The 26259-nt window shown below is 59.7% G+C and carries 24 protein-coding genes; 10 read left to right on the top strand and 14 right to left on the bottom strand.

Annotated features, from left to right (window positions below; genetic code table 11):
* Positions 1 to 208: 208 nt before the first annotated feature.
* From RSE12_15990 to RSE12_15970, 5 genes are all read right to left on the bottom strand, one after another.
* Positions 209 to 1870 (bottom strand): recombinase family protein, encoded by a 1662-nt coding sequence (locus RSE12_15990; GenBank protein WRH61855.1) that lies wholly within the window; start codon positions 1868 to 1870, stop codon positions 209 to 211.
* The gene (locus RSE12_15985) at positions 1867 to 2355 is read right to left on the bottom strand and encodes a DUF2924 domain-containing protein (protein ID WRH61854.1); all 489 of its coding nucleotides are present in this window, start codon (positions 2353 to 2355) and stop codon (positions 1867 to 1869) included. The genes RSE12_15990 and RSE12_15985 overlap by 4 nt, the downstream gene beginning before the upstream one ends.
* Positions 2352 to 2684 (bottom strand): DUF3489 domain-containing protein, encoded by a 333-nt coding sequence (locus tag RSE12_15980; GenBank protein WRH61853.1) that lies wholly within the window; start codon positions 2682 to 2684, stop codon positions 2352 to 2354. The genes RSE12_15985 and RSE12_15980 overlap by 4 nt, the downstream gene beginning before the upstream one ends.
* A 147-nt stretch (positions 2685 to 2831) precedes the next feature.
* A complete protein-coding gene (locus tag RSE12_15975; GenBank protein WRH61852.1) occupies positions 2832 to 3587 on the bottom strand; it encodes an ImmA/IrrE family metallo-endopeptidase in 756 nt (251 codons plus the stop codon).
* A gap of 65 nt (positions 3588 to 3652) precedes the next feature.
* A complete protein-coding gene (locus RSE12_15970; protein ID WRH61851.1) occupies positions 3653 to 3997 on the bottom strand; it encodes a helix-turn-helix transcriptional regulator in 345 nt (114 codons plus the stop codon).
* 131 nt (positions 3998 to 4128) lie between these two features.
* On the opposite strand from RSE12_15970, the gene RSE12_15965 reads away from it, so the two are divergent.
* The 5 genes from RSE12_15965 to RSE12_15945 all read left to right on the top strand — a co-directional run bounded on the left by RSE12_15965 (position 4129) and on the right by RSE12_15945 (position 7511).
* Entirely contained in the window at positions 4129 to 5445 is a 1317-nt protein-coding gene (locus RSE12_15965) for a DNA methyltransferase (protein WRH61850.1), read from the top strand.
* A complete protein-coding gene (locus RSE12_15960) occupies positions 5442 to 6161 on the top strand; it encodes a DUF5681 domain-containing protein (protein ID WRH61849.1) in 720 nt (239 codons plus the stop codon). Before RSE12_15965 ends, RSE12_15960 begins: the two co-directional genes overlap by 4 nt.
* 183 nt (positions 6162 to 6344) lie before the next feature.
* Entirely contained in the window at positions 6345 to 6689 is a 345-nt protein-coding gene (locus RSE12_15955; GenBank protein WRH61848.1) for a metalloregulator ArsR/SmtB family transcription factor, read from the top strand.
* On the top strand, positions 6673 to 7128 hold the full coding sequence (locus RSE12_15950; GenBank protein WRH61847.1) for an SRPBCC domain-containing protein: 456 nt from the start codon (positions 6673 to 6675) through the stop codon (positions 7126 to 7128). The genes RSE12_15955 and RSE12_15950 overlap by 17 nt, the downstream gene beginning before the upstream one ends.
* Positions 7125 to 7511: a GFA family protein gene (locus tag RSE12_15945; GenBank protein ID WRH61846.1), complete on the top strand. Its 387-nt coding sequence runs from the start codon at positions 7125 to 7127 to the stop codon at positions 7509 to 7511. Before RSE12_15950 ends, RSE12_15945 begins: the two co-directional genes overlap by 4 nt.
* Before the next feature lie 288 nt (positions 7512 to 7799).
* Here RSE12_15945 and betI read toward each other — a convergent pair whose 3' ends face one another.
* Positions 7800 to 8366 carry a transcriptional regulator BetI gene (betI, locus tag RSE12_15940; GenBank protein ID WRH61845.1) on the bottom strand — a complete coding sequence of 189 codons (567 nt, stop codon included), beginning with the start codon at positions 8364 to 8366 and terminating at the stop codon, positions 7800 to 7802.
* A 126-nt stretch (positions 8367 to 8492) separates the two neighbouring features.
* On the opposite strand from betI, the gene choX reads away from it, so the two are divergent.
* The 3 genes from choX to RSE12_15925 all read left to right on the top strand — a co-directional run bounded on the left by choX (position 8493) and on the right by RSE12_15925 (position 15837).
* Positions 8493 to 9422 (top strand): choline ABC transporter substrate-binding protein, encoded by a 930-nt coding sequence (gene choX / locus RSE12_15935; GenBank protein WRH61844.1) that lies wholly within the window; start codon positions 8493 to 8495, stop codon positions 9420 to 9422.
* 98 nt (positions 9423 to 9520) lie between these two features.
* Positions 9521 to 10270, top strand: coding sequence for an alpha/beta hydrolase (locus tag RSE12_15930; GenBank protein ID WRH61843.1), 750 nt, complete (start codon positions 9521 to 9523; stop codon positions 10268 to 10270).
* Positions 10271 to 10674: 404 nt separating this feature from the next.
* The gene (locus tag RSE12_15925; protein ID WRH61842.1) at positions 10675 to 15837 is read left to right on the top strand and encodes a hypothetical protein; all 5163 of its coding nucleotides are present in this window, start codon (positions 10675 to 10677) and stop codon (positions 15835 to 15837) included.
* A gap of 98 nt (positions 15838 to 15935) precedes the next feature.
* Here the strand turns inward: RSE12_15925 and RSE12_15920 are convergent, their stop codons facing one another.
* The 8 genes from RSE12_15920 to RSE12_15885 form a co-directional block, all read right to left on the bottom strand.
* Positions 15936 to 16673 (bottom strand): hypothetical protein, encoded by a 738-nt coding sequence (locus tag RSE12_15920; protein ID WRH61841.1) that lies wholly within the window; start codon positions 16671 to 16673, stop codon positions 15936 to 15938.
* A gap of 279 nt (positions 16674 to 16952) precedes the next feature.
* The gene (locus RSE12_15915; GenBank protein ID WRH61840.1) at positions 16953 to 17558 is read right to left on the bottom strand and encodes a hypothetical protein; all 606 of its coding nucleotides are present in this window, start codon (positions 17556 to 17558) and stop codon (positions 16953 to 16955) included.
* Positions 17551 to 18228, bottom strand: coding sequence for a hypothetical protein (locus RSE12_15910; protein ID WRH61839.1), 678 nt, complete (start codon positions 18226 to 18228; stop codon positions 17551 to 17553). The genes RSE12_15915 and RSE12_15910 overlap by 8 nt, the downstream gene beginning before the upstream one ends.
* 66 nt (positions 18229 to 18294) lie before the next feature.
* On the bottom strand, positions 18295 to 19275 hold the full coding sequence (locus RSE12_15905; GenBank protein WRH61838.1) for a sugar kinase: 981 nt from the start codon (positions 19273 to 19275) through the stop codon (positions 18295 to 18297).
* Positions 19272 to 20318, bottom strand: a complete 1047-nt coding sequence (locus RSE12_15900; protein ID WRH61837.1) for an ABC transporter ATP-binding protein — start codon at positions 20316 to 20318, stop codon at positions 19272 to 19274. The genes RSE12_15905 and RSE12_15900 overlap by 4 nt, the downstream gene beginning before the upstream one ends.
* Positions 20319 to 20321: 3 nt before the next feature.
* On the bottom strand, positions 20322 to 21164 hold the full coding sequence (locus RSE12_15895; protein ID WRH61836.1) for a carbohydrate ABC transporter permease: 843 nt from the start codon (positions 21162 to 21164) through the stop codon (positions 20322 to 20324).
* A complete protein-coding gene (locus RSE12_15890; protein ID WRH61835.1) occupies positions 21165 to 22112 on the bottom strand; it encodes a sugar ABC transporter permease in 948 nt (315 codons plus the stop codon). It abuts the gene before it with no gap.
* Between the two features lie 4 nt (positions 22113 to 22116).
* Positions 22117 to 23670: an extracellular solute-binding protein gene (locus RSE12_15885; GenBank protein WRH61834.1), complete on the bottom strand. Its 1554-nt coding sequence runs from the start codon at positions 23668 to 23670 to the stop codon at positions 22117 to 22119.
* Positions 23671 to 23934: 264 nt separating this feature from the next.
* Here RSE12_15885 and RSE12_15880 point away from each other — a divergent pair, with 264 nt between their 5' ends.
* Entirely contained in the window at positions 23935 to 25254 is a 1320-nt protein-coding gene (locus RSE12_15880) for an NAD(P)H-dependent oxidoreductase (protein ID WRH61833.1), read from the top strand.
* 2 nt (positions 25255 to 25256) lie between these two features.
* Positions 25257 to 26255, top strand: coding sequence for a thiamine pyrophosphate-dependent dehydrogenase E1 component subunit alpha (locus RSE12_15875; protein ID WRH61832.1), 999 nt, complete (start codon positions 25257 to 25259; stop codon positions 26253 to 26255).
* Positions 26256 to 26259 lie beyond the last annotated feature (4 nt).

Raw genomic sequence — 26259 nt, 5'->3', positions numbered from 1 at the left:
CACGCCAAATACAGGGAATAAACAGGGAATATCCATTTCCTGGGGCCATTTTGGTGACTTTTCGCCCTGAATCCTCGCGCGTTTTCTGTGGGTTACGGCCGAATTCCCTGTTCTACAAGAACAGGGAAATTAAATCGGCCGATCAGGGAAATAAATCCCGCAGAACAGGGAAAAAATTTGGACGAACAGGGAAGGCCTGAATCTTGGATCAGGCGATGGCGAAGAGCCGGGCTTGCTCGTTCCAGTCCATCGGGATGCCGTCCCGAATGAGCTGTGCGACGGAAACATCGGCAGGCTGACGCCCGTCGAGGATGGCGGCCTGAACCTTCGGCGCCAAGAAGGCCAGCGGAATGCGGGTACGGATATAGGGCTCAGAATGCCCGGTCTCGCGCGCGATCTCGGTGAGGGACGTTCCTTTGCGCAAGGCGCCCGCCCAGAGATGGGCCTCCGCGAGAGTGCGCTGCAAAACCTCATCCGGTGCGGGGAGGATCTCGCCCGTGATGATACGGGTCTCCACGCCCCGGCGCCGCAGGGCGAAGGGGCAGCTGAACCGGAGAAGCCGGTCTGAGAGCGCAGCGACCGGCACCGAAAGCGCCGCAGCCATCACGCCAGGCGCGAGTTCAAGCTCCAGCTTACCCGGTGCCAGTCTTCCAGATGAGAGGATGCTGCTGAGGAGTACCGCATCACTTTCCACGCGATCCGCCAGCGCCGTTGCGCGACGACCGAGGTCAGCTGCACCGCTTGCCTCGGGTTGGGTCAGAAGGGCATAGCTAGCAGCGGCCTTGCGCAGATGCCCAGTGATGATCTGGCAGATGCAGGCCTCCAGCGCCTCTGCAGGCAGACGCCAACCCGCGGGATCTGTGCCGCTCGTGATCAGCCGGTTGGAGACATAATAGGCAAAGCGCCGTCCACGACGCTTGGTGTGTGTTGGCGTCAGATGATCGCCGGTCTCGTCGCATAGCTTGCCAATCAGGACCCTGGGTTCGATTGCCGTGGCGCTGCGTCCCCGCGGCCGCGCCGCGGCAGCGATTAGCTTGGCCTGCACCCGCTCCCAGAGACCCGCGTCGATGATCGCCGGATGCAGGCCGGGGTAGCTCTGATCCTTGTGCCGGATGCGTCCGATATAGACGGGGTTGGTGAGCAAGTAGTGTAACTGTCCGCGGGTGAAGGCAAACCCACCACTGCGGCGACTTGATGGAGATGCCAGCGCCTTCGACCGCAGACCGCGGCGCGCGGCCTCAAGTTCGACCAGCCGCAGATTGCCGAGCGTGTCGTAAAGGGTGAACAGCTGGAGGACCGCTTCGGCCTCGATAGAGTTCACAACCAGTTCCCGGCGCTGTGGATCAGGGTGGCTGTCATATCCTAGCGGCAAAGTGCCTCCCATCCAGAGACCCTTCTTCTTGGAGGCGGCGATCTTGTCGCGGATGCGCTCTGCGGTAACCTCGCGTTCGAACTGAGCGAAGGACAACAGCACGTTCAAGGTCAGGCGACCCATCGAGGTCGCGGTGTTGAAAGCTTGGGTGACCGAGACAAAAGAACAGCCTTTGGTGTCCAGCCGCTCGACCAGCCGCCCGAAGTCGGCAAGCGACCGGGTCAGGCGGTCGATCTTGTAGACCACGACCATTCCGATGCGCCCGGCGTCGATCTCGGCCAGAAGGCGTTGCAAGGCGGGCCGCTCCAGCGTGCCCCCGGACAGACCGCCATCATCAAAGCGGTCGGGGACCAGCTTCCAGCCTTCATGGCGTTGACTGGCGATGTAGGCAGCACAGGCTTCATGCTGGGCATCGAGGGAATTGAAGGATTGATCCAAACCCTCGTCGCTGGATTTGCGGGTGTAGATCGCGCAGCGGATGATGGGCTTGTGGGTCATGCCGCACGCGCCCTGCGCTGGCCCTCGATCCCCCGCACCTTCGTCGTGTTCACCTTGCCCTTCGCTGGCTTGCGATCATCCCCCTCTGCCCCACCGACGAGGCCAAAGAACCTCGGTCCCGACCAGCGGGCACCGGTGATGGCGCGGGCAATGGCAGAGAGCGAGCGATGCTGGCTGCCGTTCCAAAGAAACCCCTCAGGCAGGACATCGACGACATGGGTCGTGCCGTTCCACTCACGCAGCAGCCGGGCACCCGACTGCAGTGTGGGTGAGGCTTTGCGTTCTTCGCCTGCGGCGATGCGGTCAAGCCGTGCGCGGAGAACGGCGGGCAAACCACCCTCCGACTTGGCTTGCAGCTCAAACGCGAGGAAGCGGCGCTGCATGGGCTGGCTCATGCAGGCCGGGACCTCGCCGCCGATCAGCTCTGACCAAAGCTGGGCAAGTGCGGCCCGGTCCATCGCGTCAAGATCTGCGAGCGTGGTCATACGCCATCACCTTGGCTGGAAATGTCCGGTGTGCCCTGCCCAGAGGCATCAATCGCGTAGATGGCGTCGTCTCCCTCGCGGCGTCTGGCGATGTGCAGTCCCTTCTTGCGCAAGCCTGTGAGCGCGGCGCGGACGGTGTGGGCCTGCCAGCCAGTCTCCGCCATGATGTGGGTGAGGCTTGCACCGCCCGGCGCTTCCAACAGAGCGCGCAAAAGTGCCGCCTTTGTCTGGCGTGGCACAACGGTATTGGTTGATGCGGTCACGCTATCCTGCTGTGTGGCGTCCGGAATGCTGTCGTTCGCCGACTTCCGGTTCCGTGTCTTTGTCATCGGGGCTCTCCCTAGGCTACTGGGGGCGTCGCGTGATGCGTTCCCCCGTACCTGGCAGAGCCCGGGATCGACCGGGCTTGGGTCAGACCAACGCTCGTTCCCGCGCCGAAGTCCAGTCGCCTGTCGCATGAACGGGCGCGATCGAGCTCATTCTTCCTCACCCTCTGCATCGGACAGCGTCGCCCACAAGAAGGTCAGGCTGTGCCCTTCCTTGCCGATGCGCACCTGTTCGAAGAGTTCCGGAATGTTATCATGCGTCCAAGCCGCGGGGGCCACTTCACCCATCGCAGTGATCCCCAAGCGCCCGGCCGCCAGAAATCGCGGCGTTCGGCTCAGGGCTGGCAGGCGCTGCCCCGCCTTCCAGGTGATCCATGGAAACCGCGACCCCCGCACGACGTAGCGGATGACTCCATCCTTGGCCCAGATCGCCGCAACGGGTTCAGCGTGCCGCTCCACGAGGCAGCGCGTGGCCGCCTCCAGGCTGATGTGGAACCGCTTTTGCATCTGAATGGCAGCTTCGATCTCAGGATCGGCGTTGAGCGTCGGGGCTGCTGCATAGCTTGGGACCAGAAGACCAATGGCAAACTCGTTTGCCTCGACCTCCTGCTTGTTGTGCAGCCGCATCGTCCGGCTCTCCCGCAGATCGCTGACGCTGCAGACCATCCTGTCCTCGATGCCCAGCACATGGCGCTCCAGCAGGAAGTGCCCCAACTCATGGGCAATGCTGAACCGCGCGGCCTGCGCGCCACGCCGGTTGTTGACCAAGATGCTGCCAGTCTTCCTTCGGCGATCGGTCAACAGCACGCCCTCGCAGCCATCCAGCGGGCATTCGCGGACGTCTACAATATCGAGGGCCCGCGCCACCTCTGCGACCGGTACGGGTCCATCGATCTGGCCGATCAATCCATGCAGCGCCCGCACCAGAGCGTGAGGGGCGTGGATATCCGCAAGATCAACCCGGTCCAGCTTCAGCGCGGCTCCTCCTCCGACGCGGTGCCGGATTGACGTTGTAATGTCCGCACCATGCCTTCGATCAGTTCAAGGTCTCGCTCGCTCAGCGTCTTAAGATCGCGGTGGATGCGATTGGCCTTCTGCAGCTTCGGTGACGGGACCTCAACCTCACCGATCAACACCTCCGGCGTCACGCCGAAGTACTTGGCCAACTTCTGGACCAGTTCAAACGAGGGATTGGTCGAGTGACCCTTCTCCAACTCCCAGATATGCGCCTTCGATATGCCGATGGCATCGGCCACGTTCTGCAACGAGACCTTTGCATTCTGTCTGAGATCAAAAAGGCGTTCGCCAAAGCTCATGGTGGGGCACTCCGTCTGATCTGGCTGACGCCAGCATAAGGCAGGATTGACCAGAGCGCCAGCGTAAGGTATATCTTACGATACTGGACGCTTCGCCAACCCCATCCGCCTTCCTGCAAAGGACACCGCCCATGGCCCAGCATATCGAACAGATCCCGCCGACTGCGCTGCGGCCCTGGGAGCGCAATGCGCGAACCCATTCGAAAAAGCAGCTGCGCCAGATCGCGCAGTCGATCGAGACCTTCGGCTTCACGAACCCCGTCCTGATAGATCAGGCGAACACGATCCTCGCCGGTCATGGCCGGGTGGAGGCGGCGAAGATGTTGGGAATGGCCACGGTGCCTTGTCTGCGCATCGAGCACATGACCCAGGCCGAGAAGCGGGCCTATGTGATTGCCGACAACAAGCTGGCACTGAACGCGGGCTGGGATGATGGGATATTAGCGGAAGAGTTGAAGGGCCTTCTGGCGACCGAGGATCTGGGCTTCGATATCGGCGTCATCGGCTTTGAGGTGGCAGAGATCGACAGCCTGATCGAGGGAATTGCGCCGGAGGAAGCGGGTGACCCGGAGGATGACGTCGTGCCGGACATCGCGCCGCGTCGGGTGCATCCGGGCGATGTCTGGCAGCTTGGTCCGCATCGGCTTGTTTGCGGCGATGCGCTGGACGCGGAGGTCCTTGCCCTTCTGATGAAGGGGGATGTGGCCCGGATGGTGTTTTGTGATCCGCCCTACAATGTGAAGATCGACGGTCATGTCGGCGGGTCAGGCCGGACCAAGCACCGCGAGTTTGCCATGGCCTCGGGCGAGATGACGGAGAGTGAGTTCACCACCTTCCTGACTGACGCCTTCCGGAACCTGGCGGATCACAGCATGGACGGCTCGATCCACTTCCTCTGCATGGACTGGCGCCACATGCGCGAGGTGCTGGCGGCAGGACATGCGGTCTATGACGAGCTGAAGAACCTGATCGTCTGGGCCAAGGACAATGGTGGGATGGGCACTTTCTACCGCTCCCGTCATGAGTTGATCTTCGCCTTCAAGAAGGGCACCGCCCCGCATGTGAACAGCTTTGAGCTGGGCCAGCATGGGCGCTACCGCACCAATGTCTGGAACTACCGGGGTGTGAACACCATGCGGAAGGGCCGCATGGAAGAGTTGCAGCTGCATCCCACCGTGAAGCCGGTGCAGATGATTGCGGACGCCATCAAGGATGTCTCTGCGCGCGGCGAGATTGTGCTCGACACATTCGGCGGATCAGGGTCCACGCTCATTGCGGCCGAGAAGACGGGCCGCAAGGCACGCTTGGTGGAACTGGACCCGATCTACTGTGATCGCATTCTGACCCGCGGGGAAATCGTCACCAAGGATGATGCCGAGCAGATCGTCTGTGGTTGGCCGCGGGCGGCAGAAGTGGCGACAGCGGCGCCGGCGGCGGCGGCGGAATGACCAAGCGCGGTCCCGGCAAGAGCCTTGGCCCTTTGGCCGCCCGGCCGGGCTATGAGGTGGGCTATGCCAAGCCCCCTGAGGTCACACGCTTCCAGAAGGGCAAGTCCGGCAATCCGCGCGGCCGTCCCAAGGGGGCCAAGAACAAGCTGCCTGCCCTGAATGAAGAGCGGATGAAGTCGATCATTCTGGAGGAAGCCTATCGCACGATCACCGTCCGGGATGGCGAACGCAATGTCAGCGTGCCCATCGCGCGGGCGGTCCTGCGGTCGTTGGCTGTCAACGCCGTCAAGGGCCAGCACCGCTCACAGCGGCTGTTCGCGGAGCTCTTGTCCTCCGTGGAAACTGCGAACCGCGATCTGAATGATCGATGGCTGGATGCGGCCATGACCTACAAGATCGAATGGGACCGTGAGTTGGAACGTCGCCGTGTCCTGGGCATCACTCATCTGCCCGACCCGCTTCCCCATCCCGATCACATCCCCATCGACGTCCGTCGCGGCACGGCCCGCGTGATTGGACCCTCCACCAAGGAAGAGAAGGTCTTCTGGGACGACTGCATGGCCCGCAAGGCTGAGTTTGAGGCGGAGATCGAGGAACTACAGGACATGTTGGCAAATGAGACCGACCCCAAGATGCGCCGGATCCTTGAGGAGGACCTTGCGCAGGCGAAGACCATCGTGGGGTTCCTCAGTAGGGCGGAGCGGGGGGAGTTGTGAGGGGGCCGTGGGGCGGCTTTGGGCGGAAAGCGGTCATTCGCTGCAGGCGCGAAAGCCACTTGCTTTCGAGCGGTAAGACAGCCCGTCAACTAATCAAGTCGACCGTGAAAGCCCCCCTAGACACATCCAAGCCTGTTGAGCTTGTATATTTACTGCAATCTATATAGATGATATTCGATGCACATGGACAGTCTCACCTCATCCTTCTCTGCCCTTGCCGACCCAACGCGGCGGGCGATCCTCTCGCGCCTTTCAAGAGGGGAGGCCACAGTATCGCAACTGGTGGATCAATTCGATCTGTCCCAGCCGACGATTTCCTCACATCTGAAGATGCTGGAACGTGCGGGGCTGATCACACGAGGGCGGATCGGCACGACTCGACCCTGTCGGCTGGAGCCGAAGGGGTTGCGGTCCATGGCGGACTGGCTGGCGGAGTATGAGCGTTTCTGGACGGGCACGATCGACAGCTTTGTCGATTTCGCCGAAGCACTGCATGACATGGAAGCATCTGATGACCGTGACACTTGAGATCATCCGCAGCCTACGGCCAACGCCTGAGCAGTGTTTTGCTCTGTGGAAGGACCCCGTAACTATGAAGCAATGGTTCGGTCCGCGCTGCCGTGAAGGTCATGATTTCAAGGCGACCGAGGTGGCCTGGCCAATGCAGATCGGGGCCAATTGGCGCATTGCTTTGCGTTCCGTCCGCGACGTCGAGATTGTCATGGCCGGTGAGATGTTGGAGATCACCGAGCCATCACTCTTGCGGTTCAGTTTTCACTGGGTTTCGAGCGGAACGCGCGGGCCGCGCACGGAGATCACCATCCGTTTCGATCCCGAGGGAAGCGGCACACGGTTGAGCTTTACCCATGCAGGGCTGGCCGATGAGGAGCAAAAAGCCGATCATCTTAAGGGTTGGGCCACGTTCCTTGATCGGTTCGGAACAGCAGTTGAAGGGGCATTGGCATGAACATGGCAAAGCATGAGGGGGGCTGTCATTGCGGAGCGATCCGGTTCGAAGCGGACTTGGATCTGACGGCACCAAGTTATCGCTGCAATTGCTCGATCTGCACGAAGACGCGGACATGGCTGATGTTCACGCCTCGAGCCGGGTTCCATGTCCTGTCCGGTGAGGCGGTGATGTCGCGCTATCGCTTTGGGCAGGAGCGGATTGCGCATTGCTTCTGTGCGGTCTGTGGGGTCAAGACCCATGGCGAGACGCCCGACGGCGTTGCGGTGATGGTGGCCGCGCTGGACCTTTCGCCTGAGGTGTTCGCGGGATTGGAATTAATATGGTTCGACGGTGCGAATGACAAATTTGGTGAACCACCGGCGATTACATCTTACCTTTAGGCGGATTCACTTCCAAACGAATGATACCAAAACCCGGAAGACGTACTGTCCTAAGGCTGAGTTCCGAGAGGTGGCTTCGATCGCCGCATTGTGAAAGTGCAGGGTGGTGCCATGGCTATGGCCCGCGGATTACCCTCTTTCGTCACGATGAGAGGTCTGTAGACATTAATGCAGCACCGAAACGGTAAGGATCGCAGTGACAATCCGCTATTGCCGCTTTGACCTGCTCGCTTCGCATTCAGTAAACTGCGGACTCTGCAACCGGAAACGGCTATCTCGCCCAATCCTTCACGCAGGCAGCGCATCGCAGACAAGTCGGATCGCCTGAACCGGCGTGAGAGACAACGGATCCAGTCCTGACCTAAGCCACAGTCCGTCAATCAGCGCGCTGATACGAAGCGCTGATTGCTGAGCTTCGACCACGGGCATCAGAGGGCGCAGGCCGGACATCAAGTTGGAATGCATGCGCGCGTGGATCACGCGCTGGATGCGCGCCAGCGCTGGGTCGCGCGGCACCTGCGCGCAAAGCGAGAGCCAAGCGTAGCAAATCGCGGGCGTGAAGATGTCCGGCTCAAAATTCCCCTCGATAATTGCGACCAACCTCTCCTGCGGTGTAGTCGCACGGGCCAAACGAGCATTCACTCGGTCCCGCAGCACCAGATTGGCCTCGCGCATCACATGCTCGAACAACTCGGCCTTGGAGCCGAAGTAATGCAGCACGATCCCCTTCGATGCACCGGCTTCCTCGGCCACTTTCTCCAGGGTGGTGCCCTGCACGCCCTCGCGTTGGAGCACGCGAAACGCCGCCGCACGCAATTCCTGTCGCCGGATGTCGCTGATCGATCTCAGGGCCAATGGAAAACTCCTTTTCCAACAGGTCAAACATCCGGCGGAAAAACTCAAGGTTTGACTTTCTGGATTCTATATTGTCCCATCGGTCAATAATGAAACCGTTCAGTCAAACCCAAAGGGAGACGCCCAATGCTTCGCCTGATGACCACCACCAGCCTGCTTGTTTGCCTTGCCAGTGCCACCCATGCCGCCGAACCCGAAAGCTGTGCCACGGTCCGTCTGGCGGAACCGGGCTGGAACGATCTGGCACTGACAACCGGCGCGGCCTCAGTTGTTCTGCAGGCCCTGGGATATGAGGTGAAATCCGACCTCCTCGGCATTGAGGTGATCTATCAATCGCTGAAGGAGAACGAGCTTGATGTCTTCCTCGGCTATTGGGACCCAGCGATGCAGACCTATGCCACCCCCTATGAGGCGGAAGGTTCGGTCGAACGTGTCGGCGTAAACCTCCCAGATGCGAAATACACCTTCGCCGTTCCCTCTTATGTGGCCGAAGCAGGTGTCCGAGACTTCAAGGACCTTGCGAAGTTCGCAGATGAGTTCGGCAAGGAGCTGCATGGAATCGAGCCCGGTTCGAACCAACTGATGTTCGACGTGATCGCTGATCCTGCTTTTGCATTGGACGGTTGGGACGTGGTGGAAAGCTCGGAAACGGCGATGCTCCTTGAGGTTCGCCGGAAGGTGGACCGCGAAGAGTTCGTCGTCTTCCAGGCCTGGGCTCCGCACCCAATGAACGCCGCCTTCGACCTTGTCTACTTGACCGGTGGTGACGCTCATTATGGACCAAACTTCGGTGCCGCTACTGTCAGCACCCAAGTGCGCAAGGGCTACCTGGCCGAATGCCCGAATGTAGGCCGGTTCCTGCAGAACCTGAAATTCGAGATCGAGTTTGAGAATGAAGGCATGGGCTACCTGATCAACGACGGCATGAGTCCCGTGGAAGCTGGTCGTGAGATCCTGATTGCACGCCCTCAAGTGATAGATGGCTGGCTCGACGGCGTTACCACGCGGGACGGTGCACCAGGGGCTGAAGCGGTGAAGGCCGCACTTGGTCTGTGACGGAACTCGCTGTTATGCCCCCCGCACGGCGGATACTTCTGCCGGGCGGGGGTTGGCTGAATATTCACGAACAGTCAGGTATTGGCCCGCCAATTCTCTTGCTTCACGGCTTTACCGATTGCGCGCACAGCTACCGCCTGATCCTCCCCTACCTGAAGGGTCGGCATGTGGTGATCCCTGACTTGCGGGGGCATGGGCAATCCGCCCGCACATCCATCAGCGGCTTTGATGATTTCTGTCGCGACCTTGAGGTAATGGCTACCGAGCTGAGACTCGAGCAAGCCACTGTTGTAGGACACTCTATGGGAGCGCTCATCGCGGTGCTCCTGACAGCGCGCGCATGTCTTTCGGTGTCGTCCCTCGTCACCCTGTCCGGCAGCCTCGCACCGGCAAGCGCCGCCCTTGCGCAGGTCAGGGCGCAGTTCTCCGCCTTGCCACATCCGCTACCGATCGATCACCCCTTCATTGACGACTGGTATGCCTGCCAGCGCCCGGTGCCAGAGGCGTTCCTCCAACCGCTCCGCAGGTCGTGCGTGGATATGCGACCCGAGGATTGGGCGTCATGTCTAGGCATGTTGCAAGTGGCAGACCTTCGAGAAGCGGCAAGGCAGGTGGGTGTATCCTCCTTGGTTATCGGAGGAGATGCCGACCCTCTCTTTCCTGAGAGCCACCAGATAGCCCTCGCATCCGCCCTGCCGAAAGCGCAAAGGCTGAACCTAACTGGAGTGGGTCATAACCCGCATTGGGAAGTCGCCTCTGACGTGGCGAACACGCTCTTGAAGTTCGAAGCGGAGGCGCAGCAAGTCAAAATTGGTAACAGGGCAGAGGCTGTCATTGCAAGACTCTAGAATGCGGCATCGGCGCATGAGCCGGTCGAGTAGCGCCGCGGTCAACTTAGCATCGCTGAGAATGGGCGTTCACCTGGGTCAATTCTAAATGGACAACCCGGGTCACTTCTCAATGGAAATCAACACCCTCTTAGCAGAAAAGGGCGGATAGCGGACATTCGCCGCGGTCGCGAGGGGCTATCCGATCTACTCGGAATGCGGACTTCGGCCCGAAGCTCAGGCCAGCAGGATTAGCATAACAGGCGGATTCCTGAGCTCCCGCACATCGAAAATTTGCGTTGCTGACGGGGCGCAATTCAAAAGACCGCGGTTACTTCCTCTGAGAAACCAAGAAGACATAACTTAGAAAACAATCGAAATTGTTCGATATTTACGCTATCGCGTAGATCAACTGCAGGATTGATTTGAAGACGACCGAAGCGATGAGCCCTTCCCCCGAGGAAAGCACGAGTTCCGAACAGAAAGGCTCCAGTCCGGTCGGGCGCGGGGGCGCCGGCACTTATATTGAGGGCCAGCTTGGCGCCTATTATCTCCTGCAGATGCTCGCTGGCAGCGACGCGCGCGGCCTCCCCAACGCCATGATCGAGCGGGTGCAGCTTCAGGGCGACAACGAAGGCTATGCCCTCGACGACCTAATCGTGCATGGTGTTTCGGACAAAGGCACTGCGCTTCTCGAGATCCAGTCGAAACGCACAATCCGCTTTTCGCCCAAAGACCCTATCTTTAAGGGCGTTTGCGAACAGATCGTGCGCAGCAACCCCGCTCAGAAGCCGACGGACCGCCATTTACTAGCGGTTGCTACCCAGCGAACCAGCTATTCTATCTCTGGCCCCTATCAGGACGTGCTCGAATGGGCGTATAGAGCGGAAAGCGGCGTTAAATTCTTCGCTCGGTTAGCCCTCCCAGGTGTTGCCAGCGAGGAGATGCGCAGTTTCGCCAAAGCGTTCCGCAGCAATCTTGTGGCTCACGGAGTGGCGGACGAGGACGAAGCCGTCTGGGCCATAATCCGCAGGTTCATGATCCTCGAGTTCGATTTCGAGTCTGCTGCACCGGAGGCGAAGGTCCATGCCCTGACACTGGCCCGTCAGGTCCTCGCGCCGGACGACGCTACACGTGCCGAGGCTCTTTGGGGCAATCTCATCGAAATCGTCATCGAGACCGGTAAGGCCGGTGGCTCTGTCACGCGCCAATCGCTCATCGAGAGGTTAACGACACGTGGCTTCCACCTAGCCGGCGATCAAAATTTCTCGCTCGCCCGCGCCAAGCTGGCGGAGATGTCGCGCCACGCACTCATGGAGATCGGGACCACTGTCGGCGGCGTCAATCTTCCCCGCCTCGGCGCGCTTGCCGATCTCGAGAAAGCGCGCGACGTCCATCGCTTCATCGAGATCACTGGTAAACCGGGCGTCGGCAAGTCCTGGGTCCTGAGACATCTTGCTGAGCGGATAGGCCGTGAGGGCCATGTCATCGTCCTTGATCCCGTAGGCACGCCAGACGGGGGATGGTCAGCGCTTGCGCAACGTCTCGATATGCGTGGGACCGCTAAGAGTTTCTTGTGGGACCTCGCGGCAAGTGGCGGCGGGATCATGTTCATCGACGGCCTCGAGATGTTCACGTCCGACGAGCGCCGCCGCACGGTGAATGACTTGCTGCGCGAGATTGCGGATGTCCCAAGCTTCTCAGTAGTCGTGTCCAAGCGGCCCGATGTCGGCGTCGAAGACACTGACTGGGTCGCACAAGACGCGCTCGCTAAGTTGGGTACGCCTTGCCAAGTGGTCGTAGACGAGCTGAACGACGACGAGGTTGAAGCTCTGAGCACTGCCGCCCCGGAATTGCGCGCTCTGCTGTCGCGGGATCATCCGGCCGCGAGCATTGCGCGCAATCTCTATCGGTTGGCACAATTGCTCAAGGTCCCGAGCTCGGCCAACATCCGTACTGAAGCGGCGCTCGCCGACCGATGGTGGAAGAGTGCCGATGGTGCAAAGCCAGATGATGTCCGCCCGGCGCAACGGCTCTTGGCCCAGCTAGCAGAAGCGGCGCTGGCAGGACAGGACCTAGTAGAGGCGTCGACGGACACACCGGCACGAGCTCATCTAATGCGTAGCCTTACCCTGTCCGAACCCAAACGCGACCGTCTCAGCTTCTACCATGACGTGCTGCGCGACTGGGCGATAGGCGCGCGCCTCAACGAAGGTATGACGTTGCTCGACGGCGTCGATCTTTCCGTGCCACCATCGCCGCGGGTAGCGCGTGGTATCGAATTTGCTGGCCGCTTCACGCTCGAACAGGGACAGGATGGCTCGAATTGGATGACCCTCCTTGGCGCTCTGTCGCGACCAGGCGCTCATGATGCTTGGCGCCGCCAAGCGCTCATGGCGATCGTTCGGTCCGAGCTGTCGTCGCAACTTCTGAACCGCTGCAGCGCTGCTTTGCTTGCAGACGGGGGCGCGTTGCTCGTCGAGATATGTACCGCCATCGTCGCAACCGAAACGATATCGGCGGCATCTGTCTTCAAACAGATTGCCGCGAAAGGCGTTGAACTTCCGTTCGAGGCACCAGGCTCCCTGCGCATCGCTACGACCTTATCTGCGCCAACTGTTCTCACGTGGTGCGCGGTGCATGCCAGCGAAATTCCAATGCAAGCGATCAGCGCTGTCGTGAAGCTCGCTGAAGTCCAGACTCTCATGATTATGGGCGTTCGCGAGCTCGCGCAGCCTACGGCGAAGATGCTCTTTGATTGGTTGATGCAGTTGAACTTGCGTGAAGCCACGATCACGATCCCAGGCGCCGGGGCTGCGCCATGGCAAGAACGCCAGGCACGCACGTCGATGATTGAAGACCTTCGAAACATGGCACTTCTCGTCGCGCCACATGCGCCGGATGCCACGAAGGCCTATTTGACAGCGATCGCGAAAGAGGACGATCACTACAAGGTCAAGGCAATTCGGCACTTCAGCAAAACCTTGGTCAGCGTCGCTCCGAATGAGCTGGCGGCGCTTATCAAGTCCAGCCTCATTGAACAGTCACGTCGAGGGAAATCCCGGCAAGACTCTCTCCACGGCGCGTTCGGTTTTGCGGATACTGACTACATGCCTGTATCGCCTGCGCAGCCACCTTTTCTTGACTTGCTCGACGCAGACCCCGAGATCGGACTTGACCTTATCCGTACACTCGTCGACGCGGCTGTCGAGCCCCACGCGGATGGCGTGAAGGCAGGAACGGACGGCTTCACGATCGTATTCGACGGAAAGCCGCGCTTCTTTCCATGGGTGCAGACCTATTACTGGTCACGCTCCAGCCAAGCTCGGGAATACGCTGCGTCTTCTGGCCTAATGGCGCTCGAAGCGTGGTCACACGAGCGCCTCGACAGGGGCGAAGATGTTGACGCGGTACTGAAGGACATACTCGGACCTGAAGGCAGCTGTGCCGCTTTTCTGCTGATCGCGCTCGACGTGCTGCTATCGCATTGGCCGGCGACGCGCGATGCGTTAGTCCCATTTGTGGCTAACCCCAACCTGCTTGCCAATGATCGCACTCGCTTGACCTTGGAGAGGCTTGGCGGCGCGTTGATGCTGCAGAAGGAGCCCAAAGGCCGCGTCATGCTCGCCGATCTTGCGAAGCGCCAGTCTCGCTCCATCTCGCTTGAGCGACTAATCCCCTATTACATCAGCGAGGATGACCCCGGACAGAAAGTGCGCTCCTTGTTGGCTGAGGCAGTCAATGCAACCGGCGCTTATGGCGACGAAGCGGACTTCGGCGATCCCGCCTTCATAGGGTCCTATTCACTCAACACGCTCGACCAAACGAACTGGGTCCAGGTCGAAGGCGGCTTCGCTTACAAGTCGCCACCTGCTGAGGCCGAGCATCTCGAACGCCTAGAGGCCCGCCGAAAGGCCCATGAGCGTTCCAGCACTATTGAGGTGAGAATTCAGCTGGCTATCAGCGAACTGGCGAAAGGCTCGCCGGAATTGGCAAGCGAGGCCGTCGAGTATGCCGCCGGCGATCTCCCCGATTACAGCGATACAGATTACCTCAAGTCGCGATCGACGCGCTTGATTTCGACGGCCATGCTTGTTGCGCGGGACGGCGACGATGCCCTCCTTGACGAGCATGAGGACTGGGTTCGAACAGTGATTGCCGCGGCCTTGGCGGAAGATGTCGACCATTACGGCTCGAACGAACGGCTGGACTTCAACCGATCAGCGCAGGGCATATGCGCCCTAATCCATCTTTGGCGCCGGCGGCAGCTTGTCTCAGACCGCAACGAGCTGCTTCGCACAGTCACTCGTCAAGATCACGCCGCCGCAATTGCGATCACCGCAGCGCGTGAGTGCATACACGAGGTCAACCCACAACTGATCAAAGCCGCGCTGCGTATCGCTTTCACCTCGTGTCGTTGGCGTAGGCATCCCTATGATGAGGACAAGTCGACTAGACAGGCTTACGAGAAGGAAAAAGCCAGACAGAACAATGACGCGATCGCTGCGGAGATCACTTGGCTTGATGGCGGGCCCGAGCCGGACTGGCCAGACCTGCCCGAAGAGAAGCCTTCGTTCTCGCGCCAACCCCTTGCGGTGATCTCACCGAACGGTACACGCACCGAGCTCAACCGTGATGATGGCTCTTTCAGGCGTCGGTCTAAGGAGGCCGTCACTCATGTTGACAGCCAAGGGCTCGCAAAGTGGGTTAGTCTCATCAGAGGCGAAGGTTGCGCTTTGCCAAGCTGGTATATAGAGATTGTCGATACCTACGCTCTTTGGTCAGCAAAGCTGATCGGTCATGGTTTTTCCGCTGATGCCGAAGTCAGCCAGACGCCCGACGCATGGATTGATCAATTCTATTCATTAGTTGCCTCAGCACTGATGGACACTCCGCAGGATCGTTTTGAGTGGATGCTGCAGCCGATCATTGAACTACCAGATCGGTCCTTCTGCGATGTGACCGAAACGCTCATTCACGCCGCCGATGTCACTTACTTTAACGAGCCAGACCGGCCGTCAGATCGCGCGGTTGCTCTGCGGCAGCGACTAGTAACGAGGACACTCGCGCTTAACCGTTGGTCCTGGGACCGTCGCCGGGGAAGCCTTGGGATCGACATCGAAACCGGCCCGACAATCGGCATGCTGCTGATGAACTTCTACAATTCGTTCTCCGGTACAAAGAGCTACCTCGTTCGCGGTGTTTTTGACCGGATTGATCCTCTTCTTCAAACGGTGCGCCCTTTGATGCCAGGCGGCCCGACAGCCTTCATCGCGCTCTGTACGATGAACACTTTGAACGTGGCGCCAACCGCGCGGCATCTCGACTTCCTCCTGTTCGCAGTCGAGACGTGGCTCGAAGTAACGAATGGCGACGGTGCAATGTGGAATGAGCTCGGTATCGGTCGCAAAGTCGCCGAATGGTTGAAGGCGGCGGCGGTCATTGACCCGTCTCTGTATAGTCAGTCCCACCCATCACGCAGTCGCATCGATACCATCCTTGGGCGCCTCGTAAGCTTTGGCGTATCAGAAGCCCACGAGCTGGAAGTAAGGATCCAAACGGAAGCGAACGGTCAAACCCCACGTTGATAAACGTTCAGACTGGACACTACGATGTTGCTGGACCAGCCCCACGAGGGATGGGCTATAAACCTTCCCCCATCCGCTACAAAAGTTCGTCCTCTCCGTCACGGTACTTCGACGACGAAGCCCTCGGGTGGTTTGTAGAGCAATGAGCGCTTGATGCATGCTTCGTCGATGTTGGTTCGCGCGACGATCTCGTCCTTGAACTTGCAGAATTTCTTGTAGCACATACGCGGGTCGATCATGAACTGGTCAAACGCGGCATGCGGGTCGAGTGCGTATTTATAGACGCCGCCGTCATGCTTTTTGTGTTGCCCTTCGAAATAGATCAGCCGGACTTCGGCCTCGTGTTCGAAGGCATCCCGTTTTTTAAGCAGGGACCTAGCAACGGCTTCGGCGGTTAGACCGTCCTTGAAGACCGTACGCGCGAATTCCTTGAGTTTGAAATCAGGCGGATAGTCAACCTTGCCGATGAAGCAGCTATCGTTGGTCACACTCTTGCTGGCAGCGCAAAGGCTGTCGATCAGTCTGCCAACCGTTGTCCTGACTCGGACGGCATCCGTTTTCGGCGAGTAGATACGCCACATCGCATCCGATCTCTTCTTGAGCGTCCAGCACTGGCCATAGACATCCTCGTGGAAGGCGAATTCTCCGGTATCGCCAGCGGCAGTGCGGACAGGCGATCTCAGGATGAAATTCTCGAACGGGTCTTCCCACATGGTCGGCCTGACCAAGGCGTTCTTTTGCTCGTCAAAGAGTTCAAAGAAACGATTGCGCGGGAACACCCTGTAGATGTTGGTGCGCCGCGTGATGTCGCCGATAATTGTGCTGATTTTTGCCATTCAGGCTCCTTTCACATCGAAGCCGAGGAATCGCAACGCTTTGGCCGTGCGTCCGTTCATCGGCGGGCATTCAGGAACTTGCTACGAGCACCTCCGTCACGTGGCTATTCTATGTGGGATATATCCATTCGGCAAAGTGTGAAGCCTTCTTGCTATTTGCTATGGAATTAACGAATGCAGCGAATGGCAGGTTCGGCATGCTGCATCGCAGCATCCTGAAGGTCAGTCGAAAGTCCGGAATGGGCCGAGTGCAACTGACCTGTCACTGATGCGCCGGCTTTACTCAGTTTCCTTTTCAATCAAATCAGATTGAATCCTCGAACGAAACACATCCGGCATAACCCAGTTTGGCTGATGCCCAAGAAGCATTTGCAGGAAACCCGAAGAAAAGCTGGCGTCCTTTGTGGTGTTTTCCTTGAATGACCACCACTGCCTTAGGTCATCTATGGACGGATCTAGTTCTGCCAGAACATCAAACTCCTGCGCCATCGCGGCACTATGCACGGACAGACAAAAGGTTGTGCAGCAGTAACCTTCGGGCCAGAAAGCCGCCGCTGAATCTGCCTTGGCAAGCCGCGCCGGACCCTCTGCCTGGATCGGCATGTCGGCGGTCAACTCCCGAAGCATCAGCGCTGCCGCGAACTCAAAGAAATCGCGGCGTTCCGCCTTGTTGGCGGGCTTTTGCTTTTCGATTGCCGTCAACCAGCGCATGAAGGCAGCCGCAAGCTTGACGTCATCCACCGCGAAACTGCAGCCCAGTTCCTGTGCCGTGGTTTCGACATAGCGCAGAAAAGCTGACTTGAACCAACGCATACGCCGCACCGCGACCCGCAGCGGTTCGTTCGTCGGCGGCAGCGCTTCTTGGTGCAGCCTTACCTCAGACATGTGGGACATACTTGTTATACAGCGCCGCGATCTGGGGCACGTCGCGCTTTGCAAAAGCGGGCGCGATTTCACCGGCCAATGCTACTGCCATATCCATAGCCGCGGCCAGAACAGATTCATTATCGGCATCTGTGCGCTCGGATTGCAGCCACAAGATCACTGCGAAAAGGCTGACCGGCTCCAACGCTGCACCCGGAACACGCGCTGCTTGTTCGGCTGTCGTCCCGCGCATTACGCGCGCCTCCAACAGCCGCAATGTCAGTTCTGCGGCGTGCAAAGCGGTTGGCACGTCTGCCTCTTGCGGGTCCATGCTGGCAAAGACCCGCCTTGCGGCCGCTTCGCTGACAAAGACCGACTCGGCCCCCAAACGGCGAAGCACGGCGGTCATGGCCACATAGAAGGCAGTGGCAAATTCGGCATCCGATTCCGGGCGTTCGATCAATTCCTGCAAAGGGGCCGCTTCAGCCACCTGTCCGCCCAGCATCGTCTTGACCACATCAGATGCTATCCCGTCCACAGACCGGGCCAGACCCTCCACTTCACGCAAGACGGCGCCGGCAAGGTCGGATGCAGGTTTCGGCAGCGTTTCAACATTCAGCGTATCGGCAATCGTTTCGCCTCCACGGCGCATCAGAAACCGAAGCCCGCGCAACGCTTCGCGCAGGGGCATCGTATCCGCGGGAATGAACTTGTGGCGCGACAAATCCGGCTCTCCGATCCTCGCCTTCAGTCTAGCTCAAGCCGATGCCGATACCAAGTTGTCCTTTGTGGCGCGCAGCGGTGTGGCCTGGATGAAGGCGAGCGTTGTGGCGAAATCCTTGACGCCTGCCTGGCTACCCAAGCCCATCGCATTCTGCGCCGATGACGCCTGCGCAATCTGCACTGCCTGAGGTAGGGAGACGCCCTTGATCAGGCCGGTCGCAAAGCCGCCGTTAAAGCAATCCCCGCAGCCGCAGGTGCATTTCACATCGACAGCAAAGGCCGGTGTCCGGAACTCGGTCCCGTCCCGATGGCGATAGAAAGCGCCCTCTGCCCCCAGAGTCAAGATCACGCAACCGGCCCCCCGGTCGATCAGGAACTGCGCCAGATCGCGGTTGTCCGCCAGCCCCGACAGGGCCTGCGCCTCTTCCTCGGATGGCAGGAAGTAATCGGTGTGGGGCAGCAACCGCGCCACCTTTGGCAGGTCATCTGCGGTCGAGGCAAAGACATCCAGCGTCGTGATCACACCACGAAGCTTGGCTTCGGCCATGATCTCCTCCGTTCGGCCCTGATCCATGCGATTCATCAGGCCCACCCCGCCAACATGCAAGATGCGGGTGTCCAACAGTTCATCGATCTGACTGTCTTCGATATAGAAGCCATCCGTCGCACCGCGCTTGTGCAGGGCAGGCCGCGCACCATCCGGGCGCGTCGTCACGATGGAGGAAGAGGTGGCGAACCCGTCACAGCGCGCCATCATCCGGGTGTCGATGCCGAACCGCTCCAGTTTCGCCAGCACCCAATCACCCATGTCATCGTGGCCAACCCCCCCGACAGCCCGCGATTTCAGCCCGTGCTTGGCCGCGACGATCACCGCGCTTCCCGCCGCGCCCGAAACGGCCAGCGTAAAATCCTCGACAAAATAGGTGCCGCCCCCGGGTGGTATCTGCGTCACCGGCCGGCAAAGCGCGTCAAAGGTGATGAACCCCATCGAGGTGTAATCGAATGACGCCGTCATCTTGCCCCCCGGATGCGCTTACCAGTTTCGTCAAAGAAATACAGATGCGCGGGATCAAGGGAGATTCCGATCGGAACATCAATGTCCGACCGATAGTCGCGTGCTGCCTTGACCTCCAGCTTCTTGCCACCGGCCAGCACGGTCAGATAGGTGACATCGCCGGTCGGTTCCACGCCATAGACAAGACCCTGCACATGTTCGCCGCCAACATGGCAATCCTCTGGCCGTACACCCAGGGTGACCTTGCCAAAGACCTGCGGCGGACAGGGCACGGAAATTCCGTCGGCGGTGAAACGGCCATCCCTTGCCACCCCGTCGATAAGGTTCATGGGGGGGCTGCCGATAAAGCCCGCCACAAAGGTATTCGCCGGATCGGAATAGATCTCGTCCGGGGTGCCGACTTGCTGGATTGCGCCTTTGTTCATGATCACGATCCGGTCGGCTAGAGTCATCGCCTCGATCTGGTCATGCGTCACATAGACGGTGGTGACCTTCAACTGCCGCTGCATATGCTTGATCTGCACCCGCATCGACTGGCGCAGCTTGGCATCCAAGTTAGACAGCGGTTCATCCATCAGGAACACCTGCGGCTGCCGGACAACCGCCCGAGCAAGCGCCGCCCGCTGGCGCTGCCCGCCCGACAGGGCAGCAGGTTTGCGGTCCAGGAACGCGCCAAGTTCCACCATGTCGGCGGCCTTCCGTATACGCCCATCATGCTCTGACGCCGGTATCCCGCGCATCCGCAAGGGAAAGCGGATATTCTCATAGATCGACATGTTCGGGTATAGGGCATAGCCCTGAAACACCATCGCAACGTCGCGGTCCCGCGCGTCGATGTCGTTCACCACCTCCCCGCCGATCACGATTTCGCCCGCGGTAGGTTCTTCAAGGCCGGCAATCATGCGCATTGTCGTGGTCTTGCCACAGCCCGATGGGCCAAGCAGAACCAGAAACTCCTCATCCGCTATGTCGAGCGAGATGTCCTGAACCCCCACAAAGCCACCATATCGTTTGACGATATTCTGAAGTTGGATCGAGGCCATGGCTTATCCTTTCACTGCGCCCATCGTCAGACCGCGCGACAGGTGCTTTTGAATCAGGATCACAAGGATCAGGATCGGCACGAAGGCGATGAACGAAACGAGGGCGATTGCATTGTAGATGATGCCGTCCGAACCGCCGGTGAAATTCGCCAGCGCCACCGACATGGTATAGGCGTTAGCGGTCGAGGCGATGAGCAGCGTGAACAGAAACTCATTGATCGCAAAGATGGCCGCGATCACGGCGGCGGTGATGATGCCGGGGAGACAAGCGGGAATGATGATTTCCCATAGGATACGCAAATCTCCTGCCCCATCTGTGCGCGCCGCATCTTCAAGTTCCTTCGGGATGTCCAGCATGTAGCTGCGGATGATCCAAGTCACCAACGACAGGTTGATCGCCGCATAGATCAGCATCAACGCCCAAACCGAATCCAGAAGCCCCATCGTCTTGAACAGAAAGAAGATCGGCACGGCCACGATCGCAGGTGCCATCATGCGCGTGGACAGGATGTAGAACCCAATATCCTCGCGTCCTTTGAACTCATACCGTGACAGGGCATAGGCCGCCGGGATGGCAAGGATCAGGTCAATGATCACAGACCCTGCCACCGCAATCACGGAATTTCGGAGGTACTGCGCGATTGGCCAATCGCTCATCAATAGGTGCCAGGCATCAAGCGACCAAGTCGGCCAATAGATCGGGACGGGCGTGATCACCTCGGTCCGGGGACGAAAGCCAATGGACAGGAACCACAGGATCGGCAGCAGGCAGACCAGCGCCCAGCCGCCCAGCACGATATAGCGAAGCAGCAGGCTTTCGCCGCGTGTCTTGCGATACTTTGCCATCTACTTCTTTCCCGAATGGAAGGCGCGTTTCACCACGGTCTGCGCGATGATGATTGTCAGGATCAGCATCAAGACCGATGCCGCCGAAGCATAGCCGAAGTTGAACATGCGAAAGCCCTGACGGTAGATGAAATAGCTCATTGTTTCCGTGGCACCGCCCGGCGTGCCCTGCGTCATGACAAAGACGTTGGTGAACATCGTCGTAATATCGATGCCGCGCAGCGTGACCGCGACCACGATCACAGGCCGCATCATGGGCAGCGAGATGTTCCAGAAGATCGACGGCCAGCTTGCCCCGTCCAGACGGGCGGCCTCTTCTATTTCCTGATCCTGCCCCTGAAGGGCGGCAACGAAGATGATGAACAGGAACGGCGTCCACTGCCAGACATCGGCAACGATCAGCGTCATTCGCGCCAGCCAGACATTTCCAAGCCAATCGACATTGCCATCGACCAGACCGACCGACATCAAAAGGTTGGAAATTACCCGCCCGTCATTGAAGGCCAGTTTCCAGATGAAGGCCACCGCCGAGGGCATGAACAGCATCGGCATCAGATAGACGATGCGCCAACCCCGAATGAAGGGGTCGCGATAGGCGAAATAGGCAATCGTCAAGGCTATGGCGGTTTGCAGGGTCAGCGAAATGCCCCCGATGATCGCAGTATTGCCAAGAGCTGCCCAGAATTCGCGGTCCTGCAGAATTGCGGAATAGTTGCCCAGTCCCGTCCATTCCCATGTCAGGAATTTCACAACGAACAGGCTTTGATAGATGGCAAACAACCCCGGATACAGGGTGATCACCAAAAGATAAGCCATGGCCGGGGCGAGAAGCAGATAGGGAAAAGCCTTGCGCAGGGCGGGGCTTCGGCGACGGGGGCCGGTGTTCCTGCGGTTGGGGGTGGCTTTCGCCACCCCCGCCGCCGAAACCAAGGGAGCTTTGGTTGTCATCTGATCAGAACGGCAGGGCTTTTCCGCCACCGACATAAAGACCCGGCGCAACATCGGCATAGGCCACCGGGCCACCGCCATCCTTGAAGCCGTTCTTCTCCATGATCGACTTCCACGCCGCCTGACCGTTATCCAACGCTTCTTTCGCGGTGATCTGCCCGGTGATGGCGCGGTTGATCTCGTTGCCCAAGGCTTGCTCCATCTCGAACATCCCTGGCAGACGTGGGCTGCACCACGCATGCTCAAGGCTGTCAGCCCAGACCTTCATCGGCTGTGAAACTGCGCGCAGACGCTCATTCGACAACACCGAACGATAACCGGGGGCCACGCCGTTGGCGTTGGCCTCGTTCATCGCCATGATCGACGAGGTGGTCAGGAAGGCCAGCATCAGGAACGCGCCCTCGGGGTTCTGGCTGGTGGCCGTCACAACCGAGGTGGAACCCGCGATATTCGGCGGGGCAAAAACGCCGCCGCTGATGCGGGGTTCGTAGATGGTGACGAAATCATCGACGATCTGGCTCTGATCCGGACGCATGGCCTGCGTGCCGCTATCCTGCCAGCTGATGTTCGCCGCCACCTGACCACCCAGCCAGGCCGCGCGGTTTTCGCCCCAGCCTGCACCAGAGACGCCCTCAATAGCGTTCTGGGCCAGCGCCAGCAGCGTTTCCATACCCTTCATGCCGGCATCGGTGTTCAGCGTCGGGTTCCAGTTGGCGTCAAAAAGCTGCATCCCGGCCTGTGCCGCGATGTGTTCCCAAGTGTAGGTCGACCAGAAGCCGCGTGCGCCAAGCAGACCGATCCCCGCCACACCACCGCCCAGCTTGTTCGCCTCGCCCGTGATGCGGATCAGTTCGTCATAGGTCGGAACCGAATTCACAAGGTCGATAGGGCCACCCAGAATCGGCTCCAGCACCGACTTGCGCAGATGCACCATCTGGATGTCGCAGTCGAACGGCAGGCCAACCAGCTTGCCACCGAAATAACCATAGTTCAGACGATAGGTGTCATAGAAATCGTCCAGCGGCAGGTTCCATTTCGCGGCAAAGTCATCCAGCGGGGCAAGGAAGCCCGGCGCAGCAAAGTCACCCAGCCAGGCCGAAAAGAACTGCAGCGCATCAAAGGACGCATTGCCCGAAATGAACTCGGAAATCGCCTTGTCATAGATGCTGTCATCCGGGATTGGCACCAGCTCCACCTTGATGCCCGAAAGCGCCTCGAATGGCTTTAGCCCTTCGGCCGCCGATTCCTGATCTGCCGCGCCGATGGCAAAGCGTACGGTCGTGCCTCCCAACTCGGACCGTACCTTTTCCCAATCAACCGTGCGGATCCAGTCCTTGGCCGGATCCCACAGCGGTTCATCCGACATGTTGTAGAGCTTGCGATAGTCTTCGCGAACATAGTTTGCGACAGAGATCCCATCGAGCGTGGCCTGAATGTCCGGCAAGCCAGACTGTGCCAGCGCAGGCGTCTTCAATCCGACCGCACCCGCGGCAACACCAAATGCCGCCCCTGTACGCAGGAACGAACGGCGGGACATGCCCCCGAAACGAATGGTCATTATGTTAGTCCTCCCTTTGACGACACTTGATCGGTTAGCCGCACTGCGCGCAAGCCGGGCGTAGAGGCTGCCGCTTACGAAAGCTCCCCCAGCCAGATTTTTGCGAAATGAACTTCCGTCTCGCAAAAATATAATGTGTGCAACGCTTATTGCCTGTCAACGAGATTTTTTCGCTGATTTTCTGCGCTGCAGCATGAACTCTTGATTGACATGCAAACAAAAGTTCAAATAGCGTGACCTGCAAATGCCAAAGGAGGAACCCCTATGCCCACCAACGTCGCCCTGACCGGCCTGGCCAAGGATCTGGCCATCCGCGCCGATGGCGGAAAGCCGATTCGCATCGGCCTCGTCGGTGCGGGCGAGATGGGCACAGACATCGTGAGCCGCGTCGCGCATATGAGCGGCATCGAAATCGGGGGGATCAGCGAACTGAAACCCGGCGCGGCGGCGAAATCCGTCGAGATCGCCTATGGCAATCTGGATCGGGTGCAGGAGGTATCCTCAGCCGACGCGGCAAACCGGGCGATGGAGGCCGGCAAGGTTGCAGTGACCGACAATGTCGATGCACTGCTCGAAGCTGGGCTGATTGATGTGGTGGTGGACGCCACCGGCGTTCCATCCGTCGGGGCTGAGATCGGCCTGCGTGCGATGGAACGCGGCAAGCATCTTGTGATGATGAACGTCGAAGCCGACGTGACCATCGGCGCTTACCTGCGGTCCGAAGCGGAGCGGCTGGGTGTCATCTATTCCCTTGGCGCGGGGGACGAGCCGTCTTCCTGTATGGAATTGATCGAATTCGTGTCCGCCATGGGCCACCGCATCATCAGCGCAGGCAAGGGCAAGAACAATCCGCTCAACATCGACGCGACCCCAGCGGAATACACCGAAGAGGCTATCCGCCGCCACATGAACCCCCGGATGCTGGTTGAATTTGTCGATGGGTCAAAGACCATGGTGGAAATGGCCGCAATCGCCAATGCAACCGGCCTGATTCCCGACAAGCCGGGAATGCACGGCCCCGCTGCGGGCCGCGACGAATTGAACAAAATGCTGATCCCGGCCTCGGCTGGCGGGCTGCTTTCCTCGGCCGAAGGGCGCGTCGATTACACCATCGGCAAAGGCGTGGCTCCGGGCGTCTTTGTAGTTGCCGAAATGGACCATCCCCGCATCTGGGAACGCATGGAAGACCTGAAGATGGGCAAAGGCCCCTACTTCACCTTCTTTCGTCCCTATCACCTGACATCGCTTGAAGTGCCGCTGACCTGTGCCCGCGTCGTTCTATACGGCAAGGCCGACATGGTCCCCCTGTCCCGCCCGGTGGCAGAGGTCTGTGCCGTCGCCAAGAAGGACCTGGCGGTGGGAGACACCCTCGATCAGATCGGCGAATACTGCTACCGTGCCTGGATCATGGAAGCAGGCGAGGCGCGCGGCGCCGGGGCAGTTCCCTGCGGGCTCCTGACCGGGGCAAAGGTCACCACGCCGATCCGCAAAGGCGAGTTGATTACCTATGCCAACGCTGCCGTACCTGCAGACAGCAAGATCGCCGCCCTGCGCTCCCGGCAGGACAGGATGCTGGGCCTGTGACCATGACCGCGCCCGACAACCGCCCCTTTGCTATCCGCACCTATGCGCCGGACCTACTGCGCGAGGCGCTGAAGCGGATGTATCTGATCCGGCGCTTCGAAGAGGGGGCCGAAGACAGCTATACCCGCGGCCTGATCCACGGCACGATGCACCTGTCCATCGGGCAAGAGGCCAGCGCCATGGCGACCTGCATGGAATTGACCGACAGCGACAAGATCACCTCCACCCATCGCGGGCATGGTCATTGCATCGCCAAGGGGGCCGATGTGGGCCGGATGTTTGCCGAATTCTTTGGTAAGGAAACCGGCTATTGCCACGGGCGCGGCGGTTCCATGCATATTGCTGATGTGAAAACCGGCAACCTTGGCGCAAACGGGATCGTGGGTGGCGGACTGCCCATCGCAGTCGGGTCCGCACTATCGGCCAAGCGATTGGGCAAAAGCGATGTGACCGTCTGCTTCTTCGGCGATGGCGCAAACAATGAAGGCGCGTTCCATGAGGCGCTGAATATGGCGTCGATCTGGAAGCTGCCGGTCATCTTCGTCTGTGAAAACAACCAGTATGGCATGTCCACATCGATCAAGCGGTCAACAGCCGTGGCACGGATATCGGACCGTGCCGCCGCCTATTCGATGCCGGGCATTACGGTGGACGGCAATGATTTCTCTGCCGTGGCCGAGGCGGTGCATATCGCAATAGCACGCGCCCGTTCCGGCGAAGGGCCGTCGCTGGTGGAAAACATCACCTACCGCTGGCGCGGCCATTCCAAATCGGACCGAAACCGCTATCGCACCAAGGAAGAGATCGAGGACTGGATGACCCGCGATCCCATCGCACGCTTCCGGGCCGAACTCGTCGCACATGGCATTCTGGACGAGGCTGGGGCCGATGCCATCGCCGCAGGTGCGGTGGCGGACATGGAAGCTGGCATCGAGTTTGCCAAGGCGAGTTCCGCCCCAAATGTTTCCGAAGTGACCCGCTACGTCTACGCGGAGGAATGAGATG

Origin of the sequence: Fuscovulum sp. (assembly GCA_035192965.1) — a bacterium.
Taxonomy (GTDB): domain Bacteria; phylum Pseudomonadota; class Alphaproteobacteria; order Rhodobacterales; family Rhodobacteraceae; genus Paragemmobacter.
The sequence above is the reverse complement of the archived record's forward strand: the minus strand, read 5'-3'. Positions and strand labels throughout refer to the sequence as shown.

Excerpts from the sequence above, each read along its gene's own strand:
- RSE12_15985 (WRH61854.1), bottom strand. The coding sequence starts at position 2,355 with ATGACCACGCTCGCAGATCTTGACGCGATGGACCGGGCCGCACTTGCC.
- RSE12_15905 (WRH61838.1), bottom strand. The coding sequence starts at position 19,275 with ATGACGGCGTCATTCGATTACACCTCGATGGGGTTCATCACCTTTGAC.
- RSE12_15910 (WRH61839.1), bottom strand. The coding sequence starts at position 18,228 with ATGCCCCTGCGCGAAGCGTTGCGCGGGCTTCGGTTTCTGATGCGCCGT.
- RSE12_15950 (WRH61847.1), top strand. The coding sequence starts at position 6,673 with ATGACCGTGACACTTGAGATCATCCGCAGCCTACGGCCAACGCCTGAG.
- RSE12_15960 (WRH61849.1), top strand. The coding sequence starts at position 5,442 with ATGACCAAGCGCGGTCCCGGCAAGAGCCTTGGCCCTTTGGCCGCCCGG.
- RSE12_15890 (WRH61835.1), bottom strand. The coding sequence starts at position 22,112 with ATGACAACCAAAGCTCCCTTGGTTTCGGCGGCGGGGGTGGCGAAAGCC.
- RSE12_15885 (WRH61834.1), bottom strand. The coding sequence starts at position 23,670 with ATGACCATTCGTTTCGGGGGCATGTCCCGCCGTTCGTTCCTGCGTACA.
- RSE12_15955 (WRH61848.1), top strand. The coding sequence starts at position 6,345 with ATGGACAGTCTCACCTCATCCTTCTCTGCCCTTGCCGACCCAACGCGG.
- RSE12_15965 (WRH61850.1), top strand. The coding sequence starts at position 4,129 with ATGGCCCAGCATATCGAACAGATCCCGCCGACTGCGCTGCGGCCCTGG.
- RSE12_15895 (WRH61836.1), bottom strand. The coding sequence starts at position 21,164 with ATGGCAAAGTATCGCAAGACACGCGGCGAAAGCCTGCTGCTTCGCTAT.
- RSE12_15970 (WRH61851.1), bottom strand. The coding sequence starts at position 3,997 with ATGAGCTTTGGCGAACGCCTTTTTGATCTCAGACAGAATGCAAAGGTC.
- RSE12_15990 (WRH61855.1), bottom strand. The coding sequence starts at position 1,870 with ATGACCCACAAGCCCATCATCCGCTGCGCGATCTACACCCGCAAATCC.
- RSE12_15920 (WRH61841.1), bottom strand. The coding sequence starts at position 16,673 with ATGGCAAAAATCAGCACAATTATCGGCGACATCACGCGGCGCACCAAC.
- RSE12_15945 (WRH61846.1), top strand. The coding sequence starts at position 7,125 with ATGAACATGGCAAAGCATGAGGGGGGCTGTCATTGCGGAGCGATCCGG.
- RSE12_15980 (WRH61853.1), bottom strand. The coding sequence starts at position 2,684 with ATGACAAAGACACGGAACCGGAAGTCGGCGAACGACAGCATTCCGGAC.
- RSE12_15880 (WRH61833.1), top strand. The coding sequence starts at position 23,935 with ATGCCCACCAACGTCGCCCTGACCGGCCTGGCCAAGGATCTGGCCATC.
- choX (WRH61844.1), top strand. The coding sequence starts at position 8,493 with ATGCTTCGCCTGATGACCACCACCAGCCTGCTTGTTTGCCTTGCCAGT.
- RSE12_15875 (WRH61832.1), top strand. The coding sequence starts at position 25,257 with ATGACCGCGCCCGACAACCGCCCCTTTGCTATCCGCACCTATGCGCCG.
- RSE12_15915 (WRH61840.1), bottom strand. The coding sequence starts at position 17,558 with ATGTCTGAGGTAAGGCTGCACCAAGAAGCGCTGCCGCCGACGAACGAA.
- RSE12_15900 (WRH61837.1), bottom strand. The coding sequence starts at position 20,318 with ATGGCCTCGATCCAACTTCAGAATATCGTCAAACGATATGGTGGCTTT.